Origin of the sequence: Methylomonas sp. (assembly GCF_023228165.1) — a bacterium.
Lineage (GTDB): Bacteria > Pseudomonadota > Gammaproteobacteria > Methylococcales > Methylomonadaceae > Methylomonas.
In genome coordinates, this window is sequence record NZ_JALOBS010000011.1 from 63969 (window position 1) to 90366 (window position 26398).

At 49.3% G+C, this 26398-nt stretch carries 24 protein-coding genes; 19 read left to right on the forward strand and 5 right to left on the reverse strand.

Translation table 11 applies throughout. The annotated features are described in order from the left end of the window. The first annotated feature begins 27 nt into the window (after positions 1-27). Genes fabZ through dnaE form a run of 4 tightly spaced genes read left to right on the forward strand, consistent with a single transcriptional unit; the run spans position 28 to position 5304 of the window. Positions 28-471: a 3-hydroxyacyl-ACP dehydratase FabZ gene (gene fabZ, locus M0R33_RS10065; protein WP_292568363.1), complete on the forward strand. Its 444-nt coding sequence runs from the start codon at positions 28-30 to the stop codon at positions 469-471. After that, on the forward strand, positions 472-1242 hold the full coding sequence (gene lpxA / locus M0R33_RS10070; protein WP_292568365.1) for an acyl-ACP--UDP-N-acetylglucosamine O-acyltransferase: 771 nt from the start codon (positions 472-474) through the stop codon (positions 1240-1242). After that, positions 1217-1816 (forward strand): ribonuclease HII, encoded by a 600-nt coding sequence (gene rnhB / locus M0R33_RS10075; protein WP_292568367.1) that lies wholly within the window; start codon positions 1217-1219, stop codon positions 1814-1816. Before lpxA ends, rnhB begins: the two co-directional genes overlap by 26 nt. Continuing rightward, on the forward strand, positions 1813-5304 hold the full coding sequence (dnaE, locus tag M0R33_RS10080) for a DNA polymerase III subunit alpha (RefSeq protein WP_292568369.1): 3492 nt from the start codon (positions 1813-1815) through the stop codon (positions 5302-5304). The genes rnhB and dnaE overlap by 4 nt, the downstream gene beginning before the upstream one ends. Positions 5305-5320: 16 nt before the next feature. On the opposite strand, the gene M0R33_RS10085 is transcribed toward dnaE, so the two are convergent. Together M0R33_RS10085 and M0R33_RS10090 are read right to left on the reverse strand one after the other, a co-directional pair. Further along, positions 5321-6016: an SPOR domain-containing protein gene (locus M0R33_RS10085; protein WP_292568371.1), complete on the reverse strand. Its 696-nt coding sequence runs from the start codon at positions 6014-6016 to the stop codon at positions 5321-5323. Between the two features lie 63 nt (positions 6017-6079). Continuing rightward, entirely contained in the window at positions 6080-6718 is a 639-nt protein-coding gene (locus M0R33_RS10090) for a transposase (protein ID WP_292568373.1), read from the reverse strand. Positions 6719-7256: 538 nt separating this feature from the next. Between M0R33_RS10090 and M0R33_RS10095 the strand changes: the two genes are divergently transcribed. Continuing rightward, a complete protein-coding gene (locus tag M0R33_RS10095) occupies positions 7257-7823 on the forward strand; it encodes a retropepsin-like aspartic protease (RefSeq protein ID WP_292568375.1) in 567 nt (188 codons plus the stop codon). A 49-nt stretch (positions 7824-7872) separates the two neighbouring features. Here M0R33_RS10095 and M0R33_RS10100 read toward each other — a convergent pair whose 3' ends face one another. Continuing rightward, positions 7873-8145, reverse strand: a complete 273-nt coding sequence (locus tag M0R33_RS10100) for a hypothetical protein (protein WP_292568377.1) — start codon at positions 8143-8145, stop codon at positions 7873-7875. 189 nt (positions 8146-8334) lie between these two features. Here M0R33_RS10100 and M0R33_RS10105 point away from each other — a divergent pair, with 189 nt between their 5' ends. The 3 genes from M0R33_RS10105 (at position 8335) to M0R33_RS10115 (ending at position 11695) form a co-directional block, all read left to right on the forward strand. Continuing rightward, positions 8335-9297: a transcriptional regulator GcvA gene (locus M0R33_RS10105; protein WP_292568379.1), complete on the forward strand. Its 963-nt coding sequence runs from the start codon at positions 8335-8337 to the stop codon at positions 9295-9297. 369 nt (positions 9298-9666) lie between these two features. Further along, positions 9667-10530 (forward strand): ferritin-like domain-containing protein, encoded by an 864-nt coding sequence (locus tag M0R33_RS10110; protein WP_292568380.1) that lies wholly within the window; start codon positions 9667-9669, stop codon positions 10528-10530. Continuing rightward, on the forward strand, positions 10520-11695 hold the full coding sequence (locus tag M0R33_RS10115) for an NnrS family protein (RefSeq protein ID WP_292568382.1): 1176 nt from the start codon (positions 10520-10522) through the stop codon (positions 11693-11695). The genes M0R33_RS10110 and M0R33_RS10115 overlap by 11 nt, the downstream gene beginning before the upstream one ends. Positions 11696-11758: 63 nt before the next feature. Here M0R33_RS10115 and ispG read toward each other — a convergent pair whose 3' ends face one another. After that, positions 11759-12979, reverse strand: coding sequence for a flavodoxin-dependent (E)-4-hydroxy-3-methylbut-2-enyl-diphosphate synthase (gene ispG, locus M0R33_RS10120; protein ID WP_292568384.1), 1221 nt, complete (start codon positions 12977-12979; stop codon positions 11759-11761). 103 nt (positions 12980-13082) lie between these two features. Between ispG and M0R33_RS10125 the strand changes: the two genes are divergently transcribed. The 8 genes from M0R33_RS10125 to nqrM all read left to right on the forward strand — a co-directional run bounded on the left by M0R33_RS10125 (position 13083) and on the right by nqrM (position 20205). After that, positions 13083-13811 (forward strand): metallophosphoesterase, encoded by a 729-nt coding sequence (locus tag M0R33_RS10125; RefSeq protein ID WP_292568386.1) that lies wholly within the window; start codon positions 13083-13085, stop codon positions 13809-13811. A 175-nt stretch (positions 13812-13986) separates the two neighbouring features. Then, the gene (locus tag M0R33_RS10130; protein ID WP_292568388.1) at positions 13987-15333 is read left to right on the forward strand and encodes a Na(+)-translocating NADH-quinone reductase subunit A; all 1347 of its coding nucleotides are present in this window, start codon (positions 13987-13989) and stop codon (positions 15331-15333) included. Next, positions 15334-16533, forward strand: coding sequence for an NADH:ubiquinone reductase (Na(+)-transporting) subunit B (locus M0R33_RS10135; protein ID WP_292568390.1), 1200 nt, complete (start codon positions 15334-15336; stop codon positions 16531-16533). Then, positions 16526-17389 (forward strand): Na(+)-translocating NADH-quinone reductase subunit C, encoded by an 864-nt coding sequence (locus M0R33_RS10140; protein ID WP_292568392.1) that lies wholly within the window; start codon positions 16526-16528, stop codon positions 17387-17389. The genes M0R33_RS10135 and M0R33_RS10140 overlap by 8 nt, the downstream gene beginning before the upstream one ends. Before the next feature lie 10 nt (positions 17390-17399). Next, a complete protein-coding gene (locus tag M0R33_RS10145) occupies positions 17400-18068 on the forward strand; it encodes an NADH:ubiquinone reductase (Na(+)-transporting) subunit D (protein WP_292568394.1) in 669 nt (222 codons plus the stop codon). Then, positions 18068-18676 (forward strand): NADH:ubiquinone reductase (Na(+)-transporting) subunit E, encoded by a 609-nt coding sequence (nqrE, locus tag M0R33_RS10150; RefSeq protein ID WP_292568396.1) that lies wholly within the window; start codon positions 18068-18070, stop codon positions 18674-18676. The genes M0R33_RS10145 and nqrE overlap by 1 nt, the downstream gene beginning before the upstream one ends. Positions 18677-18686: 10 nt before the next feature. Continuing rightward, on the forward strand, positions 18687-19907 hold the full coding sequence (nqrF, locus tag M0R33_RS10155) for an NADH:ubiquinone reductase (Na(+)-transporting) subunit F (protein ID WP_292568398.1): 1221 nt from the start codon (positions 18687-18689) through the stop codon (positions 19905-19907). Between the two features lie 88 nt (positions 19908-19995). Then, positions 19996-20205: a (Na+)-NQR maturation NqrM gene (nqrM, locus tag M0R33_RS10160; RefSeq protein ID WP_292568400.1), complete on the forward strand. Its 210-nt coding sequence runs from the start codon at positions 19996-19998 to the stop codon at positions 20203-20205. A gap of 99 nt (positions 20206-20304) precedes the next feature. Here the strand turns inward: nqrM and M0R33_RS10165 are convergent, their stop codons facing one another. Then, on the reverse strand, positions 20305-21963 hold the full coding sequence (locus tag M0R33_RS10165) for a DUF87 domain-containing protein (protein WP_292568402.1): 1659 nt from the start codon (positions 21961-21963) through the stop codon (positions 20305-20307). Between the two features lie 110 nt (positions 21964-22073). On the opposite strand from M0R33_RS10165, the gene folP reads away from it, so the two are divergent. The 3 genes from folP to M0R33_RS10180 all read left to right on the forward strand — a co-directional run bounded on the left by folP (position 22074) and on the right by M0R33_RS10180 (position 26354). Beyond that, entirely contained in the window at positions 22074-22895 is an 822-nt protein-coding gene (folP, locus tag M0R33_RS10170) for a dihydropteroate synthase (protein ID WP_292568404.1), read from the forward strand. Continuing rightward, the gene (locus tag M0R33_RS10175; protein WP_292568406.1) at positions 22892-23800 is read left to right on the forward strand and encodes a pyridoxal-phosphate dependent enzyme; all 909 of its coding nucleotides are present in this window, start codon (positions 22892-22894) and stop codon (positions 23798-23800) included. Before folP ends, M0R33_RS10175 begins: the two co-directional genes overlap by 4 nt. 253 nt (positions 23801-24053) lie before the next feature. After that, complete coding sequence (locus tag M0R33_RS10180; protein WP_292568408.1) at positions 24054-26354, forward strand: TonB-dependent receptor; 2301 nt, start codon at positions 24054-24056, stop codon at positions 26352-26354. The last annotated feature ends 44 nt before the right edge of the window (positions 26355-26398 follow it).

The following is a 26398-nucleotide window of genomic DNA, read 5'->3' on the forward strand; positions in this document are numbered from 1 at the left end:
CATCCTTCTCCTCGCATGCGAACAAACATGACTGTCAAACTCGATATATTACAAATTCAGGAATTACTCCCGCATCGTTATCCATTTCTGCTGGTTGACAAGGTGGTTGAGTGCGAGCCGGGCGTGCGTTTGCTAGGGGTCAAAAACGTTACTTTTAACGAACCTTTTTTTCAAGGACACTTCCCGAATTTGCCGATATTTCCGGGTGTATTGATTATGGAAGCATTGGCGCAAGCGACTGCACTGCTGACTTCCCAATCGGATGAATCGATCAGCCGGGGTACTGTGTATTATCTGGCCGGTATCGATAATGCCCGCTTCAAGCGTAAAGTGGTGCCGGGTGACCAGTTGATGCTGGATATCCGTTATGTAAAGCACAGGCGTAACATCTGGTCATTCGATTGCCGCGCGGAAGTGGAAGGCGAATTGGCGGCCAGCGCGCAAATCATGTGTGCCGCATCGGTAAATTAGATGATTGATCCACGCGCGGTAATTGATCCTAAAGCCGAACTGGCAGAAGATGTCAAAGTCGGCCCATTCTCTATTATCGGGCCGGAGGTGCAAATCGATGCCGGTACCGATATTGGGCCGCATGTGGTCATCAAAGGACCCACGTCGATCGGTAAAGATAATCAGATTTATCAATTTACCTCCATCGGCGAAGATCCCCAGGACAAAAAATACGCCGACGAAGTCACCCGGTTGGAAATAGGCGACCGCAACGTCATCCGCGAATTTTGTACCATGCATCGCGGTACCTTGCAGGATCAGGGGTTGACCAAAATCGGCGATGACAATTTGTTCATGGCTTACACGCACGTTGCCCACGATTGTATGATAGGCGATTACGTGATCATGGCTAACGGTGCTTCGATCGCCGGACATGTGCATGTTGGGGATCATGCCATTTTGGGCGGCTTTACGCTGGTGCATCAGTTTACCCAAATCGGCGAGTACAGCTTTTCCGCCATGGGCAGCGCCATTACCCAGGATATTCCGCCGTTTGTGATGGTAGGCGGCCGGCCGACCCGTCCGCACGGCATCAATTCGGTGGGCATGGAACGCAACGGCAAGTCGCCCGAGGTGATCCGGCAAATCCGTCAAGCCTATAAAATTCTATACAAAAACAACTTGCGTCTCGAGGACGCTATCGAAGAAATGGAAGGCATGGCCGGCGAAAGCAACGAGCTTTCCAATATGGTCAGTTTTCTGCGCAATGTTACCCGCGGCATTCTTAGATAATTCCTGTTTAATTGCCGGTCTTGATGAGGTGGGCCGCGGCTGCATAGTCGGGCCGGTCATCGCCGCGGCCGTGATACTGGATCCGGACAAACCCATTTTAGGGCTGACGGATTCCAAAAAACTCACTGAAAAGAAACGTCGCGAGTTGGCTGTGCAAATCAAGGCCTCGGCCATTTGCTGGGCGGTGGGGCGGGCGGAAGCCAGTGAAATAGACAGCATCAATATTCTCCAAGCCACCCTGGTAGCCATGCAGCGTGCTTTCTCCATGTTGGAACCCAGTCCGGTGTTTGCCAAAGTGGACGGTAATCGCTTACCTAAACTGCCGTGTCCGGCACAAGCTATCGTGCAGGGCGACTTATTGGTCGCCGAAATTTCAGCCGCCTCCATAGTGGCCAAGGTGGCGCGGGATGAAGAAATGTCAGCGTTGGATCGGCTTTATCCGGGTTATCGTTTTTCCGTACACAAAGGCTATCCGACCCAGCAGCATTTAACGGCTTTGCAACAACACGGTGTTACCCCGCAGCACCGGGCCAGCTTTGCGCCGGTTAAAAAAATCCTAAGGGGGTTGTCGTGAGCCCTCGCTTTATCCATCTTAGAATACATACCGAATTTTCGCTGGTCGACGGTATCGTCAGAATTAAGCCCTTGGTCAAAAAACTGGTCGATTATGCTATGCCGGCAGCGGCCATAACCGAACAAAGCAACCTATTTTCACTGGTTAAATTTTATAAAGCCGCCCAAGGGGCCGGCATCAAACCGTTGATAGGTGCGGATGTTTGGATTTTTAACCCCGACGAACCGGCCGCACCGCATAGACTGACTCTTTTGGCGCGCAACAAGCCCGGCTATGTCACATTGACCGAATTGATTTCGCAAGGCTATCAACACGGCCAGCATCAAGGCATTCCGATGCTGCAAAAAGACTGGCTGGAACAAAACCGCGAGGGGCTGATTGTACTATCGGGGGCCATGGACGGTGATATCGGTCAGGCGTTGCTGGCCGAAAATATTCAGCAGGCAAACCGTTGCGCCGAATATTGGCGGGATTTATTTCCCGATAGCTTTTATCTGGAAGTCCAAAGAATAGGCAAAGCGGAGGAAGAGCGTTACATCAAGCTGGCGGTTGAGCTGGCTACGGAACTTGATCTGCCGGTGGTGGCGACCAACGATGTGCGCTTTATCAGCAAAACCGATTTTGATGCCCATGAAGTCAGGGTATGCATTCACCAAGGCCGGGTGTTGGACGACAGCCGCCGCCCAAAAAATTACACCAACCAGCAATATCTACGCACGGCCGAAGAAATGGCCGAACTATTTGCCGACATTCCGGAAGCGTTGGAAAACAGTGTCGTCATCGCCCAACGCTGCAATGTCGAACTGACTTTGGGCGAAAACTACCTGCCCGACTTTCCGGTGCCCGAAGGGATGTCCCTGGATGATTTTTTTAAACAGGCCTCGCGGCAAGGTATGGAAGAACGCTTGCTGCAACACGCCCCAGTAGGAAAGGGCAGTTTCGAGGAAAACCGCAAGGTTTACGATGAGCGTCTGGAAATCGAGCTGAACGTGATTGTGCAGATGGGGTTTCCCGGTTACTTCATGATCGTGGCGGACTTTATACAGTGGGCCAAGAATAATGCCATTCCGGTGGGACCGGGACGGGGTTCCGGCGCGGGTTCCCTGGTGGCTTACGCACTAAAGATTACCGACCTGGATCCGATTGAATTCGATCTGCTGTTCGAGCGGTTTTTGAATCCGGAGCGGGTCTCGATGCCCGACTTCGATATCGACTTTTGCATGGAACGCCGCGATGAGGTGATCGATTATGTGGCGCGCCACTACGGCCGCGATCACGTCTCGCAGATCATTACCTACGGTTCCATGGCGGCCAAGGCGGTGATTCGCGATGTCGGTCGGGTGATGGGGCACGCCTACGGTTTTGTCGACCGTCTGGCCAAGCTGATTCCGTTCGAGATTGGCATGACCCTGGAAAAGGCACTGCAGGAAAGTCAAGAACTCAAGGCCTTGTATGACGCGGAGGAGGAAGTCAAGGCCCTGATCGACATGGCGCGCTCGTTGGAAGGCATTTCCCGTAACGCCGGTAAACATGCCGGCGGGGTGGTGATTTCGCCGACCAAGCTGACTGATTTCGCGCCGCTGTATTGCGAGCAGGGCGGCGGTAACCTAGTCACTCAATTCGACAAAGACGACGTGGAAGCGGTCGGCTTGGTCAAGTTCGACTTTTTGGGTTTGCGGACCCTGACTATTATCGACTGGGCCTTGCAAACCATTAATCGCCAACGCGCGCAACGCGGCGAACAACCGGTGGACATCAGCCAGATTCCGCGCGACGATCTAGCCAGTTACGAGTTGCTGAAAAATGCCCAAACCACCGCCGTTTTCCAGTTGGAATCGCGCGGTATGAAGGAGTTAATCAAAAAGCTTAAGCCGGACTGTTTCGACGACATTATCGCGCTGGTGGCGTTGTTCCGGCCCGGTCCGCTGGAGTCGGGCATGGTTGACGATTACATCAACGTCAAGCATGGCGCCAAGGCCGAGTTTGCTCACCCATTGCTGGAGCCCATCCTCAGACCGACCAACGGGGTAATTCTGTACCAGGAACAGGTAATGCAGATTGCCCGTGAATTGGCGATGTATACCCTGGGTGGCGCCGATATGCTTCGGCGGGCCATGGGTAAGAAAAAGCCGGAGGAAATGGCCAAGGAACGGGAAAAATTCATGTCGGGTTCCGTGGCAAACCAAATCGACGAAGGTATCGCCACCTACGTATTCGACTTGATGGAGAAATTCGCCGGTTACGGTTTCAATAAATCGCATTCGGCTGCTTATGCCTTGGTGGCCTATCAAACCGCCTGGCTGAAAGCGCATTATCCGGCGGCCTTTATGGCGGCGGTGATGTCGTCGGATATGGACAACACCGACAAGGTGGTGGTGTTGATCGACGAGTGCCGGGAGATGAAGCTGGAGATATGTCCGCCGGACATCAATGTGTCCAATTATCAATTTACCGTCAACGACAACGGTCAAATCGTTTACGGCATCGGTGCCATCAAGGGGGTCGGCGAGAACGCCATCGACGATTTAATTAAAGAGCGCAACGCCAATGGACCCTATGCCGGGCTATACGACCTGTGCAAGCGGGTGGATTTGCGCAAGGTAAACCGGCGGGTATTGGAAGCGCTGATCAGGGCCGGAGCCTTGGATGCCATCGACCCCAATCGGGCCGCGCATTTGGCCGAATTAACCACCGCGTTGCGGGTGGCCGAGCAGCATGGCAAGATGGCGCTGGCGGGCCAGAACGATTTATTCGGTTTGGACGCGGCCGAATCGGACGAAGGTGAAGCGGAAGCCTATGCCAATCTGGTCGAGCCCTGGACCGAAAAAGAAAAGCTGGAAGCGGAAAAACAGACCCTGGGCCTGTTTCTGACCGGCCATCCGATTGCGGAATATCTGCCGGAATTAAAACACATCACCAACGGCAGCTTGGGCAACCTGGAAGCCGATGCCGGGCGCATCAAGGGCAAAATGGAAGCTCGAGTGGCAGGCTTGATCGTGGAAATGCGCACCCGGCAAACCAAGCAAGGCAAAATGATGGGTTTTGCCACACTTGACGACCGTACCGGCCGTTTGGAAGTGGCGGCATTTAGCGGTATTTACGATAAATACCGGGATTTGCTGTCCAAGGACACTTTGTTGGTGGCGGAAGGTTCGTTAAGCATGGATGACTATACCAACAGTCTGCGCATGACAGCGGAAAAACTTTATAGCATGGAGGAAGCGCGGGAAATGTTTGCCCGCGGTATCGTATTGGGTTGGGATGCCTCGCAATGGTCGCGGTCGCGGGCATTTGTCGAGGAACTGAAACAAATATTAATGCCGTTCCGTGGCGGAGAATGTCCTGTCGCCATTGAATATATCGCTGCAACCGCCAAGTCAACCATACAACTGGGCGACGAATGGCGGGTGAGACCCAGTGACGAATTGCTGATACGTTTGCGACGGTTATTGTCGCTTGAGGCCGTGTCGGTCAAGTATAGAAATTGATTCAGCCAGCAGCGGCCTAGCGCTGAGGGAAAGTCCATAAATAGGTGTCTTTGGGGAAACCGGCCGAGATGGCTTGTTGTTGCAGTTGTTTGGCGTCCTGAAGCGAAAGCTGCGCACCGATGACGACCGCATAATACGGATTACCGCCATAAGGCGCGTAGACGGCCGCTGGGAAGTTGCGGTAGTTACTGCGAATTTGCCTGGCCTGTTGCTCAGCTGCCTGCTGAGTTGCGTGCGAGCCAGCAATGACAAACCAGACATTCTTCGGCAAAGTGCCGAAAAAACCGCGATAAAACTGTTGTACGGAGGTTTCTTCAGGCATGGTAAAACGTTTTAGGCTGTCAGTCGTATTGGTTTGTGCGTAAGCCTCTGAGAAGATGTGCCAGGAAACTTGCTGGTTTGGGGCGGTCGGCATGTCCGGCAGCGAAACCCGGCCACCGTTCATGGCTGCTGTAATCAAGGCCGGCGCGGCAATACCGAGCTGGAAAAGCTTGATCGGGTCGCGCTCGCTACGATTGAGCCAGCCCACCACGCCGCCAATGGCAAACAAGGCCAAAACCCGGATCAGATACGACAATATCGACAAAGCGGTGACGCTTAGCAGCAAAGTTTCCAGATCGATCACAATCAAATTCAGTAACGTCGGCATGATGCCGCCCAAGCCTGCAAATAGAAAGCGTTGCCGGTCGCTTAGATCAAGATTGGTATTCATGTCCGTCTCCCGATTAAGTAGGGTCAGAGTAAACTTAAATTATTGATCTGCCTTTTCCTTCCGTCATCCAACAGGTCGGCCCATTTTTTTTGCGGCTATTTTCCGACCTGTCAAACTTTCAACTTCCGATTCAAACCGCCGATTGCCAAGTACCATGCCTTTGTTTGTCGCATGCCGAATGTCTTCCAATAATTTTCCTTCGACATGATACTTGAATAATTCGCGATAATTTGACTGTCTTTCCATGGGCTCACGGCCTAACGCAAGATATAAGGGGTGAGGCGTGCACAGCGCCGATGTTTTCCCCAATGCATTTATCGGGTAGCTTGACCAAGCATAATCCGACGGTTGATCTACCATTCCCGCTCTGACCGGGTTCAACTCGATATAACGATAAAGTTGCAAAAGGTAATTTTCTTCCTGCACGACGCAGGATTTAAATCGGCCTTCCCAAAGTGTCCCGGTTCGCTTATAGCTCATATTGAAATATCGCACATACTGCCTGCCCAGCGATTGCATCATACGGCTGACCGCATTGTCGGCCCCCGGTGTGCATAACAAATGCACATGATTGGTCATCAATACCCACGCATGAATATCGACCCGATATTTGTTTGCATAGTCTTTCAACCAACTTGCATAAGCCGCAAAATCCTGCTCGCAGGCAAAGCACACCTGCCGGTTATTTCCGCGCTGGATCACATGCTGGGGAATTCCTACAGGGCACACTCGAGGTAATCTTGCCATCTGTTCTGACTGAAGTTTATGGATGGAACAGTAACGGGATAGCAGGAATTTAAGTTTACTCTGACCCCAGTTATTACTAATCTGAGTGGTCTTGCCATGGGTGGCAGTATAAGCTGTTATTGCTATAATGCAAGACCTGACCCCTTACCCTTCTGGTTTGAAGTGTCTCAATGGGTTAGTCTTGCGTGAGGAGCCGTGTACGGACCCGTACGCACGGTTCTGTGGGCAGACGGAGGCTTCGGCCTCCTCTGACCCGATGCCGCATGTTGGCTTTAAATCATTCGGCGTATTACGCTATCACTAATACGCCCTACGCGGGCTGCGAACGGTCATGTCTTGCAATTGACAAATCAGTATAAGTTCTATGTGCAAAATGTAAGGCCTGACCCCTTGGTTCTTGACCCCTTGGTTCTGACTGTTTAGCCTCTCAATCAGAGGAACCAGGTGCTATTTGTTCCCTACCTTATTTAATGTTAGGATTCAAGGCTACAAAATGACTCATGCATTGGACATGTCAAATGCAGGGGATTATCCATGTGAGGCGGAGCTAGTGATGAAGCGAATTATTCTGATGATTATTGGTTTGATGCCCCTTGGAAGCAGCTTGGCAAGCGATATAGACGAGCCTGTCGCCATGCGGGTCAGCGAAGCTGGGACGTATTACATCCCTGTCCAGATTAACGGTATGGAACAGATGGACTTTCTGGTGGATACCGGTTCCAGCCATACGATTATCAATGAAAAAACCCTCGCCATTTTAAAAGCCAACGGTCAAGCGAAATACGCTACTCAGATTAAAGGCGTGACTGCGGACGGTTCGGTTAAAATTGTCTCTCTCTACACGATTCAGTCCATCGATATTGGCCGCAATTGCGTGCTTAAAAATGTCGACGTGGCTGTTTTTCCGGGTGAAAACCGGCAAATACTGGGTATTAGCGCTTTAAGCAAAGTGAGTTCTGTTGTTTTTTCCATGTCGCCGCCGTCCTTGCAGTTAAGCAATTGCAGTGGAAATCACAAGGAAGAAAGTAATGCGCTAATGAAAGTTAGCGCATTGAGATAACAACAATAATCTTAGTCATTAAAAGTCCAGTCATGAGTGGACTCCCTCTTTATTTAATTTTCTTCCCAAGTACCTCCAATTGATTAGGGCTGATAGTACGTCCCTGATAAGTCAGCGCTTTTGGTGAGCGTACAGGCACGGCTTCAAAGCGAGCGAATTCCGCTGTTATTTTGGGTTTGGCCGCTAACACTTGCAGTTGAAGAGGGCTAGCCGGCATGGCTGTAATACTTTTCTGACTAGAGCGAGCGCTGGCTGAATTGGCAAAACAAGTTCCTGCTGACAGGGTTAAGGCGGCTATTAAGATTAAATTTTTGATGTTCATGATTTTTTCCAATTTGTTAAGTAAATTAATGGTTAGCTTTTAAATATCGTCTTTACGTTGACGACGGTTGCACTATAGGGAGCGCAGAGCTAGCTGACAAATGATAAAATATCACCTGATTGTTTATAAAAACTAATCTAATGATTATTTAATGAACATATTGTTTACTTATTGATGGCAATAGAGCTTATGAGTACACGCTTACCGCCCTTAAATGCTCTTCGAGCTTTCGAAGCCGCTGCCAGACATTTAAGCTTTAAAAAGGCTGCCGACGAGCTTTATGTCACGCCTGCCGCCATCAGTCACCAAATCAAAGCGCTGGAAGATCACCTCAACGTGCGGTTGTTTCACCGTGCTAATCGGGCATTAACCTTGACGCCGGTTGGACAAGCTTCGTTGGACAAACTTCAAGCCGGTTTTAATCAACTTATCGCTGCGGTCGAAGAGATGCGGTCTTTCGATACCGCACCTATCTTCAGCGTAAATGTGACGCCATCTTTTGCCAATAAGTGGTTGATGCCGCGCCTTTATCAATTCGTTGCCAAACACCCGGACATCGAAGTCAGGATAACGGCCAGTACCAAATTGGTTGGTTCCAAAACCATGAGCCTATTGCAGGATCGGGAGCTGGTGGATGTTGAGCATGGAAATATCGATGTGGCGGTCCGTTTCGGCTCCGGCGACTTTCCGGGCTTCGAGGTGGAAAAGCTCTTCCCTGGCCAAGTTGCGCCATTGTGTAGCCCTTTACTTTTGAAGGGGAAACAACCGTTGCAAAAACCTGCCGACTTAGCGGGACATACGCTATTACACGTCGATCCGATTTATCAGATCCAACAACGGTCGTATTGGGAAATTTGGCTGGAAGCCATGGGTTTGACGGAGATTGTAGATCCGGTGCGAGGTATGCACTTTAACCACGCTTACATGGCTCTGGATGCGGCTACCAATGGATTGGGGGTTGCTATTACCCATACTATGTTGGCAGCCTCAGACATTGCGGCTGGTCGACTGGTCATCCCGTTTCAGAAAAGTTTGACCATGGATTTTACCTATTATTTGATCTATACCCAGGAGACGGCGCAAAGCGCGAGCTTTATGGCTTTTCGTCAATGGTTGCTCGAAGAAATCGACAGCATGAATGGGTGTGATTAAGTCAATTCGATAGTGGGTTGAGAATTAACTTTTAAAACGCCGTTTTGGGTGATAGGTCAGGCTTTTTATTTTACCCACAAGACGTAAGTCCACGGTTTTACGACTGCATATATTTTGGTTTTGCCTGACCTGCTCGGATTGACGATCTCCCGGCGATGGCTTTATTCGGATGATGCGCGCAATTGCCACACAGCGCGCATTACTAGAAAGGAACGCCGGGGTCAAGTCTTGCAATCAAGCATTTCCGAGTACAGTTTTATTGGTCGCTCTGCAAACATCTGAATATTCCACCCCAAAACGTAGAAAATCTGTTACATCGTATAATCTTTGATTTAAGCTGACAATTGAAAAGTTTGCGTGGTGTGACTAATGCGCCAGATGATTTGGGTGTTTGATTTTTTTGGTCTGGCGATTTATGGAGAAAACTTGAACAACATTTTCGAATCAGCCGAGCGCTGTTTATTCGACACCGACATTACGCGCAAATTGGCAACAACTCATCAGGCGCAGCGCTGGGCGCAAGCCGGTCAGTTGAGTTTTGCCGAAGCGCATCCCCCAAAACCGATCACCGAAACCTTGTTTCCCGATAAACCGCTGTTATTGATGCCGCGCGATATGCCGCGCCGGCGCTTGAACAGTATCGAAGGTAAGGCGGCGTTTTTTCATTCATTAACGCATATCGAATTCATGGCGATTTATCTGGCCTGGGACATCATTTATCGTTTTCGCGGTTTACCTGAACAGTTTTATCGGGATTGGTTAAGAATTGCCGATGAGGAAGCGCAACACTTCGAGTTGCTGAGTAGTCATCTTTTAACATTGGGGATCGATTATGGAGATTTAGCCGCCCATAAAGGCTTGTGGTCGCATGCGGAAGATACGGCTGATGATTTATTGGCTAGGTTAGCCGTGGTGCCGCGTTGCATGGAAGCGCGCGGGCTGGACGTGACGCCGGCTATGATCGATAAATTGCGCGGCTTGGGCGACGACGCCGGAGTGGCGATTTTGCAGCGGATTTATCAGGACGAGGTAGGGCACGTCGAACGCGGCTCGTATTGGTTTAACTGTTTTGCCGGACAGCTTGGCTTAGACCCCGAGCAAACCTATAAGGAAAAGATTCTGGCCTGTTACCAAGGTAAACCCAAAGGGCCGTTTAATCGAGAAGTGCGTATAATCGCCGGATTCTCGCATAACGAAATCGACTGGCTGGAGGAAAGGTTGCATGATGAATAAACCGGTTTTTGATTACCCGCTGTTTGCTCTGGGGTTTAGAGCATTTTTTGCCTTGGCCGGATTGTCGGCGCTGGCCTTAATCGCGGTTTGGAATTCGTTATCCAATGGCGCCTTGCACATCGACCACTATTATCCCGTCACCTATTGGCACGCCCATGAAATGTTGTTGGGCTATTCAACCGCAGTGATTGCCGGATTTTTACTGACTGCGGTCAGAAACTGGACCAACAGTGAAACGACTAGCCCCGATCAGCTGGCTTCGCTGTGTTTTTTATGGCTATACGGCCGGGTATTGCCTTTTTATTCCGAATTGGTTCCGGATATATTGATTGCCGGCATCGATTTTGCGTTTCTGCCGGCGTTAGCTTTTTTTATCAGCAAGCCCTTGTTGAAGACCGGTAATTTTAAAAACCTGATCTTTACCGGTTTATTGCTGTTAATGGCGGCCGGCAATGCTTTGATACATGCGCAAATTTTGGGTGTTGGTGAAACCAGCGCCATGCTGGGTTTGAACTTGGTGGTGACACTAATCGTGATGATGATTTTGGTGATTGCCGGGCGGGTGTTTCCATTTTTTACCGAACGCGGTTTGTCCGGAGTTATTTGTATTCGTAATCCGGGTCTGGATATTGCGACAATCGTAGTGAGTTTGGGCGTATTTATTTTGCTGATGCTGGGTGTTTCCGGGCTGCTTTTGCTAATCGTCGCCTTAGCGGCAGCGGTGTTGAATACGATGCGAGTTTCCGCCTGGTATGACAGTCGGGTCTGGTTTGTACCTTTGCTGTGGGTTTTATATGTAGGCTACGGTTGGGTTATTCTGGGCTTTGGGTTAGTAGCGTTGTCGGCCTATGGCTTAGTCATGTCGACCTTGGCGCTGCACGCGTTTACCGTCGGCGGTATCGGTGTCTTGACCCTGGGTATGATGGCGCGGGTATCTTTGGGGCATACCGGCAGGGCGTTGAAAGCGTCAAATGTTATGGCGATTGCTTTTGTGTTGATTAATCTGGCGGCGCTGTCGCGGGTAATGTTTCCGGCGCTATTTCCCGCTTGGTACGGTGGCTTTGTGTTGGTCTCGAGCTATTGTTGGCTGGCGGCATTTTCTTTGTTCGCCTATCAATTCCTGCCCATTTTGAGTTCGCCGCGCCCTGATGGGCAGCCTGGTTAGTCTTTTTAAAAACACATAAAAAAGGCGGCAATTAGCCGCCTTTTTATTTGTGCTTAACCTAATTTAGTGTGCGCTGTAATGCGATTCGATATAGCGTTCAACTAAAGCCTGAAATTCTTCGGCGATATGATCGCCTTTCAGGGTAACGGTTTTTTCGCCATCTTCGTAAACAGGTGCAACCGGCGATTCGCCGCTGCCGGGCAGGCTGATGCCGATGTTGGCATTTTTGCTTTCGCCAGGGCCGTTGACCACGCAGCCCATAACGGCTACTTCCATGGCTTCGACGCCTTTGTATTTGTCTTTCCAGACCGGCATCTGGTCGCGCAAATAGGCCTGGATGTCTTGAGCCAGCCTTTGGAAATAATCGCTGGTGGTACGGCCGCAACCGGGGCAGGCGATAACCATCGGTGTAAATGAGCGAAAGCCCATGGTTTGCAGGATTTCCTGGCCGACAATAACTTCCTTGGTGCGGGCGGCGCCCGGTTCGGGGGTCAAGGAGATACGAATGGTATCGCCTATGCCTTGCTGCATCAAAACCCCCAATGCCGCCGAAGAGGCGACGATGCCTTTTGAACCCATGCCGGCTTCGGTCAAGCCTAAATGCAAGGCATAGTCACAGCGGTTGGACAGGTCTTCGTAGATGCTGATCAATTCTTGCACGTTGCTGATTTTGCAGGACAGGATGATTTTGTCTTTGCCCAGGCCGAGATCTTGGGCTTTGGCGGCACTTTCCAGCGCCGATAATACGATCGCTTCCCGGGTGATAGCCGGTAATTCCTGTGGGTTGGGCAATAATCTGTTTTCATCTAACAGTCGGGTTAATACTGCCTGATCGAGGCTGCCTCCGTTCACGCCGATGCGAACCGGTTTGTCATATTTGCAGGCGAATTCGATCATTTGTTGGAATTGTGGGTCGCGGGCCTTGCCTTTGCCGACATTACCGGGATTGATACGGTATTTAGCCAGGGCTTGCGCGCAGTCCGGGTATTTTTCCAATAACTTGTGGCCGTTGAAATGGAAGTCGCCGATAATGGGCACCGAAAAGCCCTTTTGTTCCAGCTGATTAACGATGTCCGGTACGGCTTTGGCGGCCTCTTCGGTGTTGACGGTGATGCGAACCATTTCCGAACCGGCCGTGGATAATTCCATAATCTGTTGAACGCTTCCTGCAACATCAGCGGTATCCGTATTGGTCATGGATTGCACCACAATCGGCGCACCGCCGCCGACCTTAACATTTCCGACCAATACTTGTTGTGTGTGTTTTCTGGGGCTAATCGACATAGAATTAATGTTTGCAAAAAATCAAAGTTATCTGAAAATACCAAGTAAATTACTTAGGTAATATGAATTATACCCTCTAAGCAGGAAGACGAAAGAGCAAATTGTGCGGATAAATTATTTTTCAGATGTACATCTTGAATTCGGCGAGCAAGGTTTGCCGGAAACCGATGCGGATGTGGTAGTGGCGGCCGGCGATATCGGCGTGTTTAGTCAAGGTGTGTCTTGGTTAAAATCCATTGGCAAGCCCGTGGTATATGTGGCCGGAAATCATGAGTTTTACAACAGCGAATACCATGCGGTTTTGACCATGTTGCGGCAGGAATGTGCGGGGTCCAATATTCAGTTTCTCGAAAAAAATCAGTATGTTATCAATGATGTGCGCTTTTTGGGGTGCACTTTGTGGGCGGATTTGCTGATTGATGGTGAGGAAAAAGCCGAGGCTATCGGGAAAACATTAAATGATTTTCGTAAGATACGCTTTAAGGATGAGCCTTTCAATCAGACGCATTTTTCAGCCCTGCATATGGAAGCCAAAGCGTGGCTGGAAACACAGTTGGCCGAACCTTTTAAAGGCCGAACGGTAGTCGTTACCCATCATGCTCCCACGGAATGGAGTTGGATTGAAACACCCAACGCCTTAAAGAAAATGGCGTATTGCAATGATTTAAAGGCTTTATTTCACGAGTATGAAATCGCGGCTTGGTTTCATGGCCATGTGCATAATATGGGCGATTATCGCATTGCCGATGCGCGAATTTTAAGTAATACCCGAGGTTACATCGGGCGCAGAGTTGTGGACGCGTTTGACATTAATAAGGTCGTGGATATCTGATTTGTCGAGGGGTATTAGGGTTGGCTAATTGTGGTTTGCGCGGGCGATTTGACGTTGAGTAAGCCAGTAACTTGTGATGTAATGTCGCGGTTTTATGTCTTGAACTGTCCTTTGAGTTTTGTGGTTCCCAAAGGGCTTTTGGCTGCAATTTGTCTGGAGAGCAGGCGTATCAATTATGCAATTTACAATTAAAAAAGGTTTGGACTTGCCCATTACGGGCGGGCCTGAGCAAAACATAACCGATGGTAACGGCATCAAATCGGTGGCCCTGTTGGGTAACGATTATGTAGGGCTGAAACCGAAAATGATGGTGGCGGAAGGCGATAAGGTCAAATTGGGCCAAGTCTTGTTTTCCGATAAAAAAAATCCGGGCGTTAACTTTACCGCTCCGGGCGCCGGCATCGTCAAAGCCATTCATCGTGGCGATAGGCGCGCCTTGCTTTCAGTTGTCATTGAATTAAAAGGCAATGAACAAGAAAAGTTTGTTAGCTACAAAGAAGCCGATTTAGCCAATCTAACGGCGGAACAAGTCAAGGAAAACCTGTTGGCGTCCGGTCTTTGGACTTCTTTTGTAACTCGCCCTTACGGCAAAGTGCCGGCCGTTGATAGCGCCCCCAGCTCTATTTTTGTCACGGCAATCGATACCCGTCCGTTGGCCGCCAATCCTGCGGTCATCATCAAAGAACGTGCTAGCGACTTTGCGAATGGTTTGAGTGTGATTTCCAAGCTGACAGCGGGCAAGACCTACCTTTGCAAAGCCGGAGGTGCCGATGTGGTTAGCCATCCCGCCGTGCAAGTGGCCGAATTTTCCGGCCCACATCCAGCCGGATTACCCAGTACCCACATTCATTTTATCGATCCGGTTAATGTCAATAAATTTGTTTGGCATATCGATTATCAAGCAGTCATTGCAATCGGCGCATTGTTTACCACCGGCAAATTGAATGTTGAACGAATCGTTTCTCTGGCTGGCCCCACTGTTAAAAATCCGCGCTTGGTGCGTGCCCGCGTTGGCGCCTGCCTGGACGATCTGGTTGCCGGCGAACTGCAGGATGTTGAAAATCGTGTGATTTCCGGTTCCGTGCTGTATGGTCATGAAGCTGCAGGCCCATTTGCTTTTCTCGGCGCAAACTGCTTGCAAGTTTCTGTGTTGAGGGAAGGACGCGAACGGGAGTTGTTCGGTTGGATTGTTCCGGGAAAAAATAAATATTCGGCGATGAATGTTTACGTATCCAGCAAAGACCGCCAAACAGGCCGTCAGTTTCCGTTAACCACCGATAAAAACGGCAGTAATCGTGCCATTGTGCCGGTTGGCGTGTATGAGTCTGTCATGCCGCTTGATATCCTGGCAACGCCGTTGCTGAAAGCGATAGTGGTTGGCGATAGCGATACCGCTCAGGCGCTGGGATGTCTTGAATTAAACGAGGAGGATCTGTCCTTGTTTACTTTTGTCGACCCAGGCAAACATGATTTCGCACCTGTGCTCAGAGCTAATTTAACTAAAATTGAGAAGGAAGGATAAATGTCGGCTAGAGATATTTTAGACAGCATAGAGCCGCATTTTACAAAGGGCGGCAAATTTGAAAAGTACTACGGTCTCTATGAGATGGTGGACACTTTCATCTATACCCCGACCGATGTAACGCGCGGTAAAACCCATGTTCGCGACGGTAACGACCTGAAGCGCACCATGACTTTCGTGGTTATCGCCACCGCATTCTGTGTTTTGATGGCTTGGTACAACACCGGTTATCAAGCAAATCTGGCTATGAAAGCCATGGGTGTCGAGTCAATCGATAGCTGGCGCAGAATCCCGATGGTGCTGTTCGGGTACAATCCATACAACCCGCTATCCTGTTTGGTTCATGGCATGTTGTATTTCTTCCCTGTATACATCACTACCCTAGCGGTAGGCGGTATCTGGGAAGTGATATTTGCCACCGTGCGTAAACACGAAGTTAATGAAGGCTTTTTAGTGTCTTCAATGTTGTACACATTGATTCTGCCGCCTGACATGCCATTGTGGCAAGTCGCCCTGGGTATCTCATTCGGTATCGTACTAGGTAAGGAAGTGTTCGGTGGTACCGGTAAAAACTTTTTGAATCCCGCACTGACCGGTCGCGCCTTCTTGTTCTTTGCTTATCCGGCATCGATTTCGGGAGATGCGGTGTGGGTGGCGGCCGATGGTTTCAGTGGCGCTACCGCCTTGTCATTAGGTGCCGCGGGTGGTGTGGAAAACATTCAAGCCACTTTTAGCTGGTTCCAGGCTTTCTTGGGTTTTATCCCCGGCTCCATGGGTGAAACATCTACCTTGGCCTGTCTGTTGGGCGCGGCATTTTTACTTTATACCCGAGTGGCGTCGTATCGCATCATGGCTGGGGTTATGATTGGCATGATAGCCATGTCGACACTGTTAAACGTGGTCGGCAGCAGCAGCAATCATATGTTTGCCACTCCTTGGTACTGGCATTTGGTTTTAGGCGGCTTTGCGTTTGGTATGGTCTATATGGCTACCGATCCGGTTTCTGCGGCCGTGACCGATACAGGTCGCTGGATTTACGGTGGTATGATCGGTTTTATGGTTGTGCTGATCCGGGTTATTAATCCTGCATTCCCCGAGGGCATGATGCTGGCCATTCTTTTTTCCAACATGTTTGCACCATTGATAGATTACTTTGTTGTCCAAGCAAATATTAGAAGAAGGATTAGACGCCATGCTTAGTGCCGAGAAAAAAACCTGTAAGTATAACGAGCATCTCTGCAAGTATTACGAACAATTTAAAGTGTATCGCGACAAGGTGCTGGCGTTAAACAACGACAGTCTGGAAAAAACCGTAGCGGTTGCCTTGGCTTTGTGCCTGGTGTGCGCAGTATTGGTATCGCTTGCCACGGTAGCCTTAAGACCATTGCAAAACTACAACAAAGCGCTGGACATGAAGAGGAATATTCTTGATGTGGCGGGCTTGTTGGACGATGGTACCGATATCGATCAAGCTTTCAAAGAACGGATCGAAGCTAAAATCGTCGATTTGAAAACCGGCGATTATGTAGACAATATCGATCCCGCCGAATATGACCAACGTAAAGCGGCCAAGGACCCTGCTCAAAACGAAGTCATACCGGTTGACAAAGATATTGCCAACATCCGTTTTAAAGCGAAATACGCCAAAGTATTTTTGGTGAAGAACGGCGATCAATTGCAATCGATTATTTTGCCTGTTAACGGCTACGGTTTGTGGTCCACCATGTATGGTTTCATGGCGTTAGACGCCGATGCTCAAACCGTGCAAAGCATCAACCTGTACGACCAAGGCGAAACGCCGGGTCTGGGTGGCGAGGTGGTTAACCCAAACTGGCGCGCTCTGTGGAAGGGCAAGAAAGTCTATGGCGAGAATGGCGAAGTGGCTTTGACGTTGGTTAAAGGCACTGTCGATACCAGTCGTGCCGATGCTGTGTATAGAGTTGACGGTCTGGCCGGTGCAACATTGACCAGTCGCGGCGTCAGCAATCTGGTCCAGTATTGGATGGGTGACGAAGGTTTCGCTACTTATCTGAACAAAATTAGAAATGATGGTTAGGGGCTTGGTCATGGATAAAGAAACTAAAAAAGTGTTATTTGAACCGTTGGTAGACAATAACCCGATCACCTTACAGGTGCTTGGGGTTTGTTCTGCACTGGCGGTAACGTCGCAAATGTCCACATCGTTGATTATGGCGTTGGCGTTGACTTCCGTAACGGCCTGTTCCAGTGCCGCCATCAGTGCGGTGCGTAAGCACACACCCGGTAGCATTCGGATTATTGTGCAGATGATCATTATTGCCTCGTTGGTAATCGTGGTCGATCAGGTGTTAAAAGCCTTCGCTTTCGAAATCAGCAAAAAGTTATCGGTTTTCGTTGGTCTGATCATTACCAACTGTATCGTCATGGGGCGTGCTGAAGCCTATGCGATGAAAAACCCGCCGTTAAAGAGTTTTATCGACGGTGTCGGTAATGGTTTGGGTTACAGTTTGATTTTGGTTTTGGTCGCCTTTTTTAGGGAGACCTTGGGTTCCGGAAAACTACTGGGATTTGAAGTACTGCCGCTGGTTCAGGATGGCGGATGGTATGTGCCTAACGGCATGATGCTGTTACCTCCCAGTGCGTTTTTCATCATCGGCTTGATCATTTGGGTATTCCGTACCTGGAAACCTAAACAAGTTGAGCATAACGAGTTCAAAATTATGTCGATTGCGCACGGTGAAGGAGGGCACCACTAATGGAAGCTTATATCAGCTTATTTATTAAAGCGGTTTTCATAGAAAACTTGGCGCTGTCATTCTTCCTGGGGATGTGTACCTTTCTGGCGGTTTCCAAGAAAATTTCCACCGCCATGGGCTTGGGAATTGCGGTGATGGTGGTTCAGACCTTGACTGTGCCGGCCAATAACTTCATTTACCAAACGCTGCTGAAAGAAGATGCCTTGGCTTGGTTGGGGATCACCGGCGTTGATTTGAGCTTTTTGAGTCTGTTGAGCTGTATCGGCATGATCGCCGCTCTGGTACAGATTCTGGAAATGACGCTGGATAAGTATTTTCCAGCCTTGTATCACGCTCTGGGTATCTTTCTACCATTGATTACCGTGAACTGCGCCATTCTGGCCGGTAGTTTGTTCATGATCGAGCGCGACTACAATTTCAATGAAAGCGTAGTCTACGGTATTGGTAGCGGTTTTGGTTGGGCACTGGCAATCACAGTATTGGCGGGTGTGCGCGAGAAACTTAAATACAGTGATATTCCCGCGGCATTACAAGGTTTGGGCATCACTTTCATCACAGCCGGCTTGATGTCTCTAGGCTTCATGGCTTTCTCTGGAATTCAATTATAAGGGTATCGTAATGCTGGAAATTGCATTAGGTGTTATTTTCTTCACGGTTATCGTGATTGCGCTGGTGTTTTTGATCATCGGCGCGAAAAGCAAACTGGTAGCCTCGGGGGATGTGGAAATTCTGATCAATGATGAGAAGAAAATCCATGTGCCGGTAGGCTCCAAACTTTTAACAGCTCTCGCTGACAATCAACTGTTCGTATCCTCTGCCTGCGGCGGGGGTGGTACCTGCGGTCAGTGTAAAGTCAAAGTGCTGAGTGGCGGTGGAGATATTCTGCCAACCGAAATGTCGCACATTACCAAACGCGAGGCTGCCGAAGGTGAGCGTCTAGCTTGCCAGGTATCTGTCAAACACGATATGGATATTGAAGTTGAAGATAGCGTATTCGGGGTGAAAAAATGGGAATGTACCGTTAAATCCAACGATAACGTAGCGACGTTCATTAAAGAACTGGTGCTGGAATTACCTGAAGGTGAATCCATTGACTATCGGGCCGGCGGTTATATCCAGATCGAATGTCCACCGCATGTATCGAAATATACGGATATGGATATTGCAGAAGAATATCGCCCGGATTGGGATAAATTCAATTTGTGGCGTTATGTTTCCGAGGTCAAGGAACCTGCATTACGGGCGTACTCCATGGCTTCATATCCGGAAGAGAAAGAGATCATGCTGAACGTGCGGATCGCCACACCACCTCCAGGTGCGCCGGATGGGATACCGCCGGGTATCATGTCATCCTTTATCTTCAATTTGAAACCTGGCGACAAAGTATTTATTTCCGGACCCTATGGAGAATTCTTCGCCAAGGACACCGATGCCGAAATGGTCTTTATCGGTGGTGGTGCCGGTATGGCGCCGATGCGTTCGCATATCTTCGATCAATTACGCAGACTGAAGTCCAAACGTAAAATGACTTTCTGGTATGGCGCGCGTAGCAAACGCGAAATGTTCTACGTAGAAGATTTCGATATGCTGGCCAAAGAAAACGATAATTTCGAATGGCATGTAGCATTGTCCGATGCGCTGCCTGAAGATAACTGGAAAGGTTATACTGGCTTTATTCATAACGTATTGTTTGAAGAGTTTCTCAAGAATCATCCTAATCCGGAAGATTGTGAGTACTATATGTGTGGACCTCCAATCATGAACTCGTCCGTGATCAACATGCTGTTGGCTAACGGCGTCGATCCTGAAAATATCATGCTGGACGATTTTGGCGGCTAATTTCACTTTTCGCTGACAAGGAACGAGGAGCGATCGAAAGATTTCTCCTCGTTTTTCTTTTCAGCAAATGAAAACGAGGAATAAAAGAATGGGATACTTTTTAGCGACTTTTTTATTTATGTTGGTAGTGATTGCCGTCATGGCTGTTGGTGTGATTTTTGGGCGCCATGCTATCAAAGGTTCATGCGGCGGCACCGGTAATTGCCTTTGTGAAGAAAAATGCGACAAGCGAAAAAAATTAGAAGCGGAACAGCAGTCAGAGCAAACTATCGTTTTGGATAGCAAAATTAAAATTTAACCCAAATGCTTTAAATGTGATGAGGTAATCAAGGTTCTGGGGCTGCAGGCATCTGTAGGGTGGGGTGCTACAGTTTTGCAGTTTAAAGACTTATTTCGCTCATTGACGCGTTTGAGTGCGCCAGTTATTGACAATGCCTTCCACATCCAGGTCATCGGGACCCTCCCTCCAGCCCGTAAAATAATCCACATCATTACTTTTCGGTTCCGGATTGGGACGATAAATTTGCACCCGAGTGGGTAATGGTGCTGCTTCTCCTAATACCAATGCCTCTCCGCGCCCTAAGGAGGTCAAAATGTCGGTTAAGTCGCCCTCTGCTTCGGGTACCAAGCCTCGAATATACTCTTGGTCATCCGGGTTGGTGGTTCTAAGACAGATGAACGTACTGCACTGGGCCAACATGGTTTCCGACAACTCGGTCGGCCGTTGGCTGACCACGCCGATGGAAACTCCGTATTTACGGCCCTCCTTGGCAATCCGTTCCATCATCTTTTTTGTGCCCTCGAATTGGCCGCCTTTTTCGCGCGGAATATAGGCGTGCGCCTCTTCGCAGATCAGCGTTATGGGGAATTCGCGCCGTTTAGGGTTCCAATAATTGAATTCGTAGGCCAAGCGTCCCACCTGTGCTGACACCGCCGGTCTGACATCGGTGGGTACAGAGCTTAGATCAACCACGGTGATATTGGATTTCTGTTGGCCCAAGCCGATGAATTGTCGCAATAAATCTGCCATGCTGGCCGAACTGGTACGTTTTTTGGGTTTTAGCAGAAAGTCGTAGCGCACATCATTGAAGCGGCTTTGCATTCTGACCAGAAACTGATCGAATTGGCCGAACAGGGCGCCGTGCGTCTTACCGAAATCCTTGCGTTCCTCGTTGGCATTTTTGAACTGCATATACATTTCCGCCAGCGAAAAATAAATCGGCGTATCGATGGATACCGCGCCCAAGCCTATTTCCTTGGCTTCCTTGCGTTTTAATTGTTGCAATATCTCCCGCATGAAAGCCATTTGCATGGATGCGCCGCGGTCGTCCTTGTCGATAAACAAATCTACCAATTCCGCATAGGACATCATCCAATAGGGCATTTCCAGCTCTAAAGCGTCTACATAATTGACCATTTCTCGAGGAAATGCCGATTCGATTTGACCATTGTCATTTTTCCAGCAATATTCACCGTGTAAATCCAGCATGACCAAATGTGTTTTTGGCATGGCTTTGATGGTGTGTTGAATCAAGCTGGTGACCGTCCAGGATTTGCCGGAGCCCGATTGGCCAAGAATAGCAAAGTGGCGTCCGAACAATGCGCGCGGATCCAAACTTAAATGATAGTCTTTATGGGATGCCAACTGGCCGATAAAAAACTGGTACTCGCGGAATTTGACAAAAATCGCATTGATTTCCTTAAGCCCGACCGCGTAAACGTTCGCACCTGGCGTGGGGTAATGGCGCACGCCGCGCACAAAGGTATTGTTTTCATTCAGTTCGCCAACCGGTATCAAGGAAATGAACCGGTCGGTTGCGCGGTTACCCAGGCTGTCAAAACGGTCGCGTTCCCACATTTTAAATACCAACGCCAGCACACCGATGCTGGATTGCCGAATCATCACATAGGAACCCAAATTACCAGCCAAAATTTCTTCTTCACCTACTTTGATAATCGGTGCAGCCGTGGAGTGTTCTTCAATGATGCGTGCTTCCATGCCGTTGCCACGTACTTCTACCAAGTGGCCAATCAGAATGTGTTCATTTTCTGCCATCGTAGTTCCGCCTGAGATAAAATTATCAGCCTAAGCTTAGCTGATTTTTTAAGCTCAATAGTATTGGCAGCCCATTTTCTAACGTATTTCGCACTCGGTTATAGTTTTCAATGTTCAACTTAAATTGTGCTCCGCAACTCATGGGTATACTGAATGTTACCCCAGATAGTTTTTCCGATGGCGGTCGATATAACACACTTGACGCTGCCCTGAGGCAGGTTGAATTGATGCTGCGGGAGGGGGTGGATATAGTCGATGTAGGAGGCGAGTCGACTCGTCCCGGCTCGGATGCCGTATCGGCGGAGGAGCAGATTCAACGGGTGGTGCCTGTCGTCAAAGCCATTCATGCCGGTTTTCCCGCGCTGCCGATCAGCATCGATACTACGCTGAGTAAGGTGGCCGCCGCCGCTTTGCAAGCAGGTGCGGTTATTATCAACGATATTTCCGCCGGACTGGATGACGAAGATATGTTCGCGATTGCAGCCGCCAATACGTGTCCCATCATATTGATGCACAAGCAAGGCGCGCCTAAAACCATGCAGGATGCCCCCTATTATTCCGATGTGGTATTCGACGTTAAAACCCATTTACAGCAACGCATCGATGCGGCACTGACTGCCGGAATCAAAGCCGATCTGATTGCTATCGATCCGGGTATCGGTTTCGGTAAACGTAAACAGGACAATCTCGCTTTGTTGGCGAGTCTAAATCAGTTTGTTGGCTTGGGATATCCGGTGTTGTTGGGTACCAGTCGTAAACGCTTTATGGGCAGTATCTGTAACGTTTCCGAGCCGGATGAATTGGTGACTGCGACCGCTGTCACGACGGCGCTGGGGGTTATGGCGGGTGTAACGATGTTCAGAGTGCACGATATCAAAGCCAACCGGCAGGCGGCGGACATTGCCTGGGCGATCAAGCAGGCCTGGGAATGACCTTATTGCATCCGCGCTTACGGGCCTTGGAAAATAGTCTTGGGGTCTCGACCTTATCGCCCATTATCGATCCAAAGTTATCCGACTTGCGGATACGGTTATGGCTCAAACGAGATGATTTGTTACACCCGATTATCTCGGGCAACAAATGGCGCAAATTGAAATATCCGCTTAACGACGCGTTGGTTAAGGGCGCAGACACCCTGGTTAGCATGGGTGGAGCGTATTCCAATCATCTGCATGCTTTGGCTTTCGCAGGTAAAAGTCTGGGTTTGCAAACCATTGGTTATGTGCGTGGCGAACAGCCGAAAATATTCAATCGGACCTTACAGGATCTAAGTCAATGGGGCATGGAGTTACGTTTTGTGTCCCGCGGCGATTATCGAATGCTCCGCGCCTATAAAGATAGCGATATGGCGGATTTATCGTCAAACCAGTATTGGCTGCCTGAAGGCGGTGCGAGTGCGTTGGCGTTAAAAGGCGTGTCCGAAATTGTTGCCGAGATGCCTATCGATTTCGAACACCTATTCGTAGCTTGCGGTACCGGGACTACCTTGGCGGGATTGATCGCCGCGGCGCCTGTTCATTGCCGGGTAACAGGTGTCGCCGCCTTGAAGGGGGCGGGATTTCTGAATCGCGAAGTTAAACAGTTGCTATCTCAAAATCAGATCTATACTAATTGGCAAATTATCCAGGATTATCATTTCGGCGGATTTGCCAAATCCACCGCCGATTTAGAGCAATTTGTGCGACAATTTTACGCATCACACAGCATAACTTTAGAGCCGGTCTATACTGGAAAACTGCTTTATGCAGTATTTGATTTGTTACAAAAAGGCTATTTCAAGACTGGACAGCGAATTGTGGTTTTGCATACAGGCGGCTTGCAGGGCGCCCGACATTGATCATCCATCCTGATTAGCAAGCAGCGAATGGTAAAGCACTCATGCCTGACCGTCTTTCCGGCCCAGATTGCCGGAGCCGTAGACCGCGAAGCGAATCCAGGCTTCGAACGGATCGAAGTTTGCCCTTCCATGGCGCTGGATTCTAGCTCCTGCGGCCATGCAATCGATCCGCTTCCAGGCGGGTATGACGGCAATTTCGTTGTTGCTTAAGCAGCTTTATAATAAGGTCATCCATTGCATCGAAATTTTAAACATGAAAAATACTGCCGGTCACAATGCAGGTCCATATCTATTGTTTTCCAAATACCTGTTACTGGTTTGCGCCGCACCCGCGTTAGCCGATGATTCGGTCGTTTTGGACAAGTTGGTTGTAGAAGGTGTGGCGGTGCCCGGTAATGGTCTGGTGACGCCGCAGAATGCGCCGCAGGCCGCCAGTGTAATAGCGCGGCCGGCGATTGAACAAAAAAATAGCCAAAACAATATTTATCAGGCCATGGATATGGTGCCTGGTGTCAACACCTACAGTTATGACGCCACGGGGTTATTCGGCGGCAACATACGCATGCGCGGCTTTAACAGCGATCAGATCGGCGTTAGTATCGACGGCGCGCCTATGAATGACGCCGGCAATTTTGCCGTATATCCTTCCGAACTGGTCGATTTGGAAAATCTGGAACAGATTGAAGTCATTCAAGGCGGTAACAATACCGATACGCCGATGACCGGCGCTACCGGCGGTTCGATAGGCATGCGTACCTCAAACCCGACCGATCAGGCCCGTTTTCGGGTGCAGCAAACTTATGGCGCCTTCAACGCCTATAAAACCTTTTTACGCGCCGATACCGGTTATTTAGGCGATAAACGCTTTAAGGCTTTTTTATCCGTTTCCAAAGCCGAGGCCGACAAATTCAAGGGCTACGGCAGCGCCGATCGCGAACACCTGGATTTTAAAGGCGTACTGAACCTGTCGCCGGGCAACAGCATTACAGGCGGTTTTTTATATAACGAGTTATTTAATAATAATTTTAGAACCTTAAACAAACAGCAAATACAAACGCTAGGCCGCAATGCCGATTACGGCATAATCCCACCTAATCCGAATGGCAGTATACCTAGTGATCGTTTCTATAACCTCAGCGTCAATCCCTACCGTAATTATCTGGCGACGTTGCAAGGCCGCTTTGAGCTGATGCCGAATTTAAAGCTGGATATCGATCCTTATTACAATTATGGTTACGGAACCGGTGGGGATGAGTTAAGAGCCCTTAGTGAAGGAGTTCCCCCTTTAAAAGCGGGTGATATCAACGGCGACGGTGATATAACGGATACAGTCTTGGTTTATAGTGGTTTTTTAACCGAAACCCAGCGCCCGGGCGTGACGGCCCGCTTACACAGCCAATTGGCCAATCATAAATTGATGGCGGGTTACTGGTTCGACTATTCGCATCACCGCCGCACCATGCCGGCCGTGCGTTTCGATGCCGCCGGCAATGCCGCCGACCCCTGGCTGGAGGATTCCTCGCAATTCATATTGCGACAGGACGGATCCGTTTATCAAAACCGTAATATGCTGACTGAAACTACCTCCCAGTCATTTTTTGCCCAGGATGATATCAGTATTTTGAATAACGATTTGTTGGTGTCGTTAGGCTTAAGATACATGACCGTGCAACGCGATTTTAATAATTATGCGAGTGAGTCTTATCCGAATAACGGAAGCGCGAAAGCTGGTTATGCAAGGCCTTTGCCCAACGTAGGGATACGTTATCAGCTAGACGATCAACAACAAATTTTCGCCAACCGTGCTGAAAATTTCAAAATACCTCCTGACTCGGTGTTTTACAGTTCATTTGCCCCGAATACAAAGGTGAAGGCTGTAAACGTGAAAGAGGAACTATCGACCAATTGGGAGTTGGGTTACCGTTATTACCAGAATGATTTATCGTTAACCGCCACCTTGTTTTATATTGATTACCGTAATCGTATTGCCTTGGCATACGACCCCCTCAACGATATCCGGACTAATTACAATGTCGGCGATTCAACTACTAAAGGCATAGAGTTGGAGTCGGCTTGGCGGTTTTTACCCAACTGGAGTATCTACGGTTCGTTTTCTTATACGCATAACAGAATGGAGCAAAACCTGCAGACACAGCTAACCACAAATGGGCCGGTGGTTACACTGTTGACAGCAGGCAAAGCATTTCCCGATGTGCCTGAATATTTGGCCGGTGCCGCCTTGCAATACCGCAATGGGCCGTGGTCGGCTAATTTATCGGCGAAGTACACCGGCCACAGATACGCCACTTTGGTGAATGATGAGTCATTAAGCGGTTATACTTTGGTTAGTTTCGACTCCAGTTATCGTTTGCCCTCTACGGGCTGGTTCCGCGATCCCATGGTGAAGTTTAACGTTTACAATTTGCTGGATGAAGATTATCTGAATTTGACCGCTGCTAGCGGCAGTTCCTTTACTGTTACGGCATCGCAAAACCCCTCGTACTATGTTGGAGCGCCTCGCAGTTTTAGTGTCACGCTGTCTACCGACTTTTGATTTCAATAATTAGTCTTTCATGTTGCGTAGTATCCATCTAATCT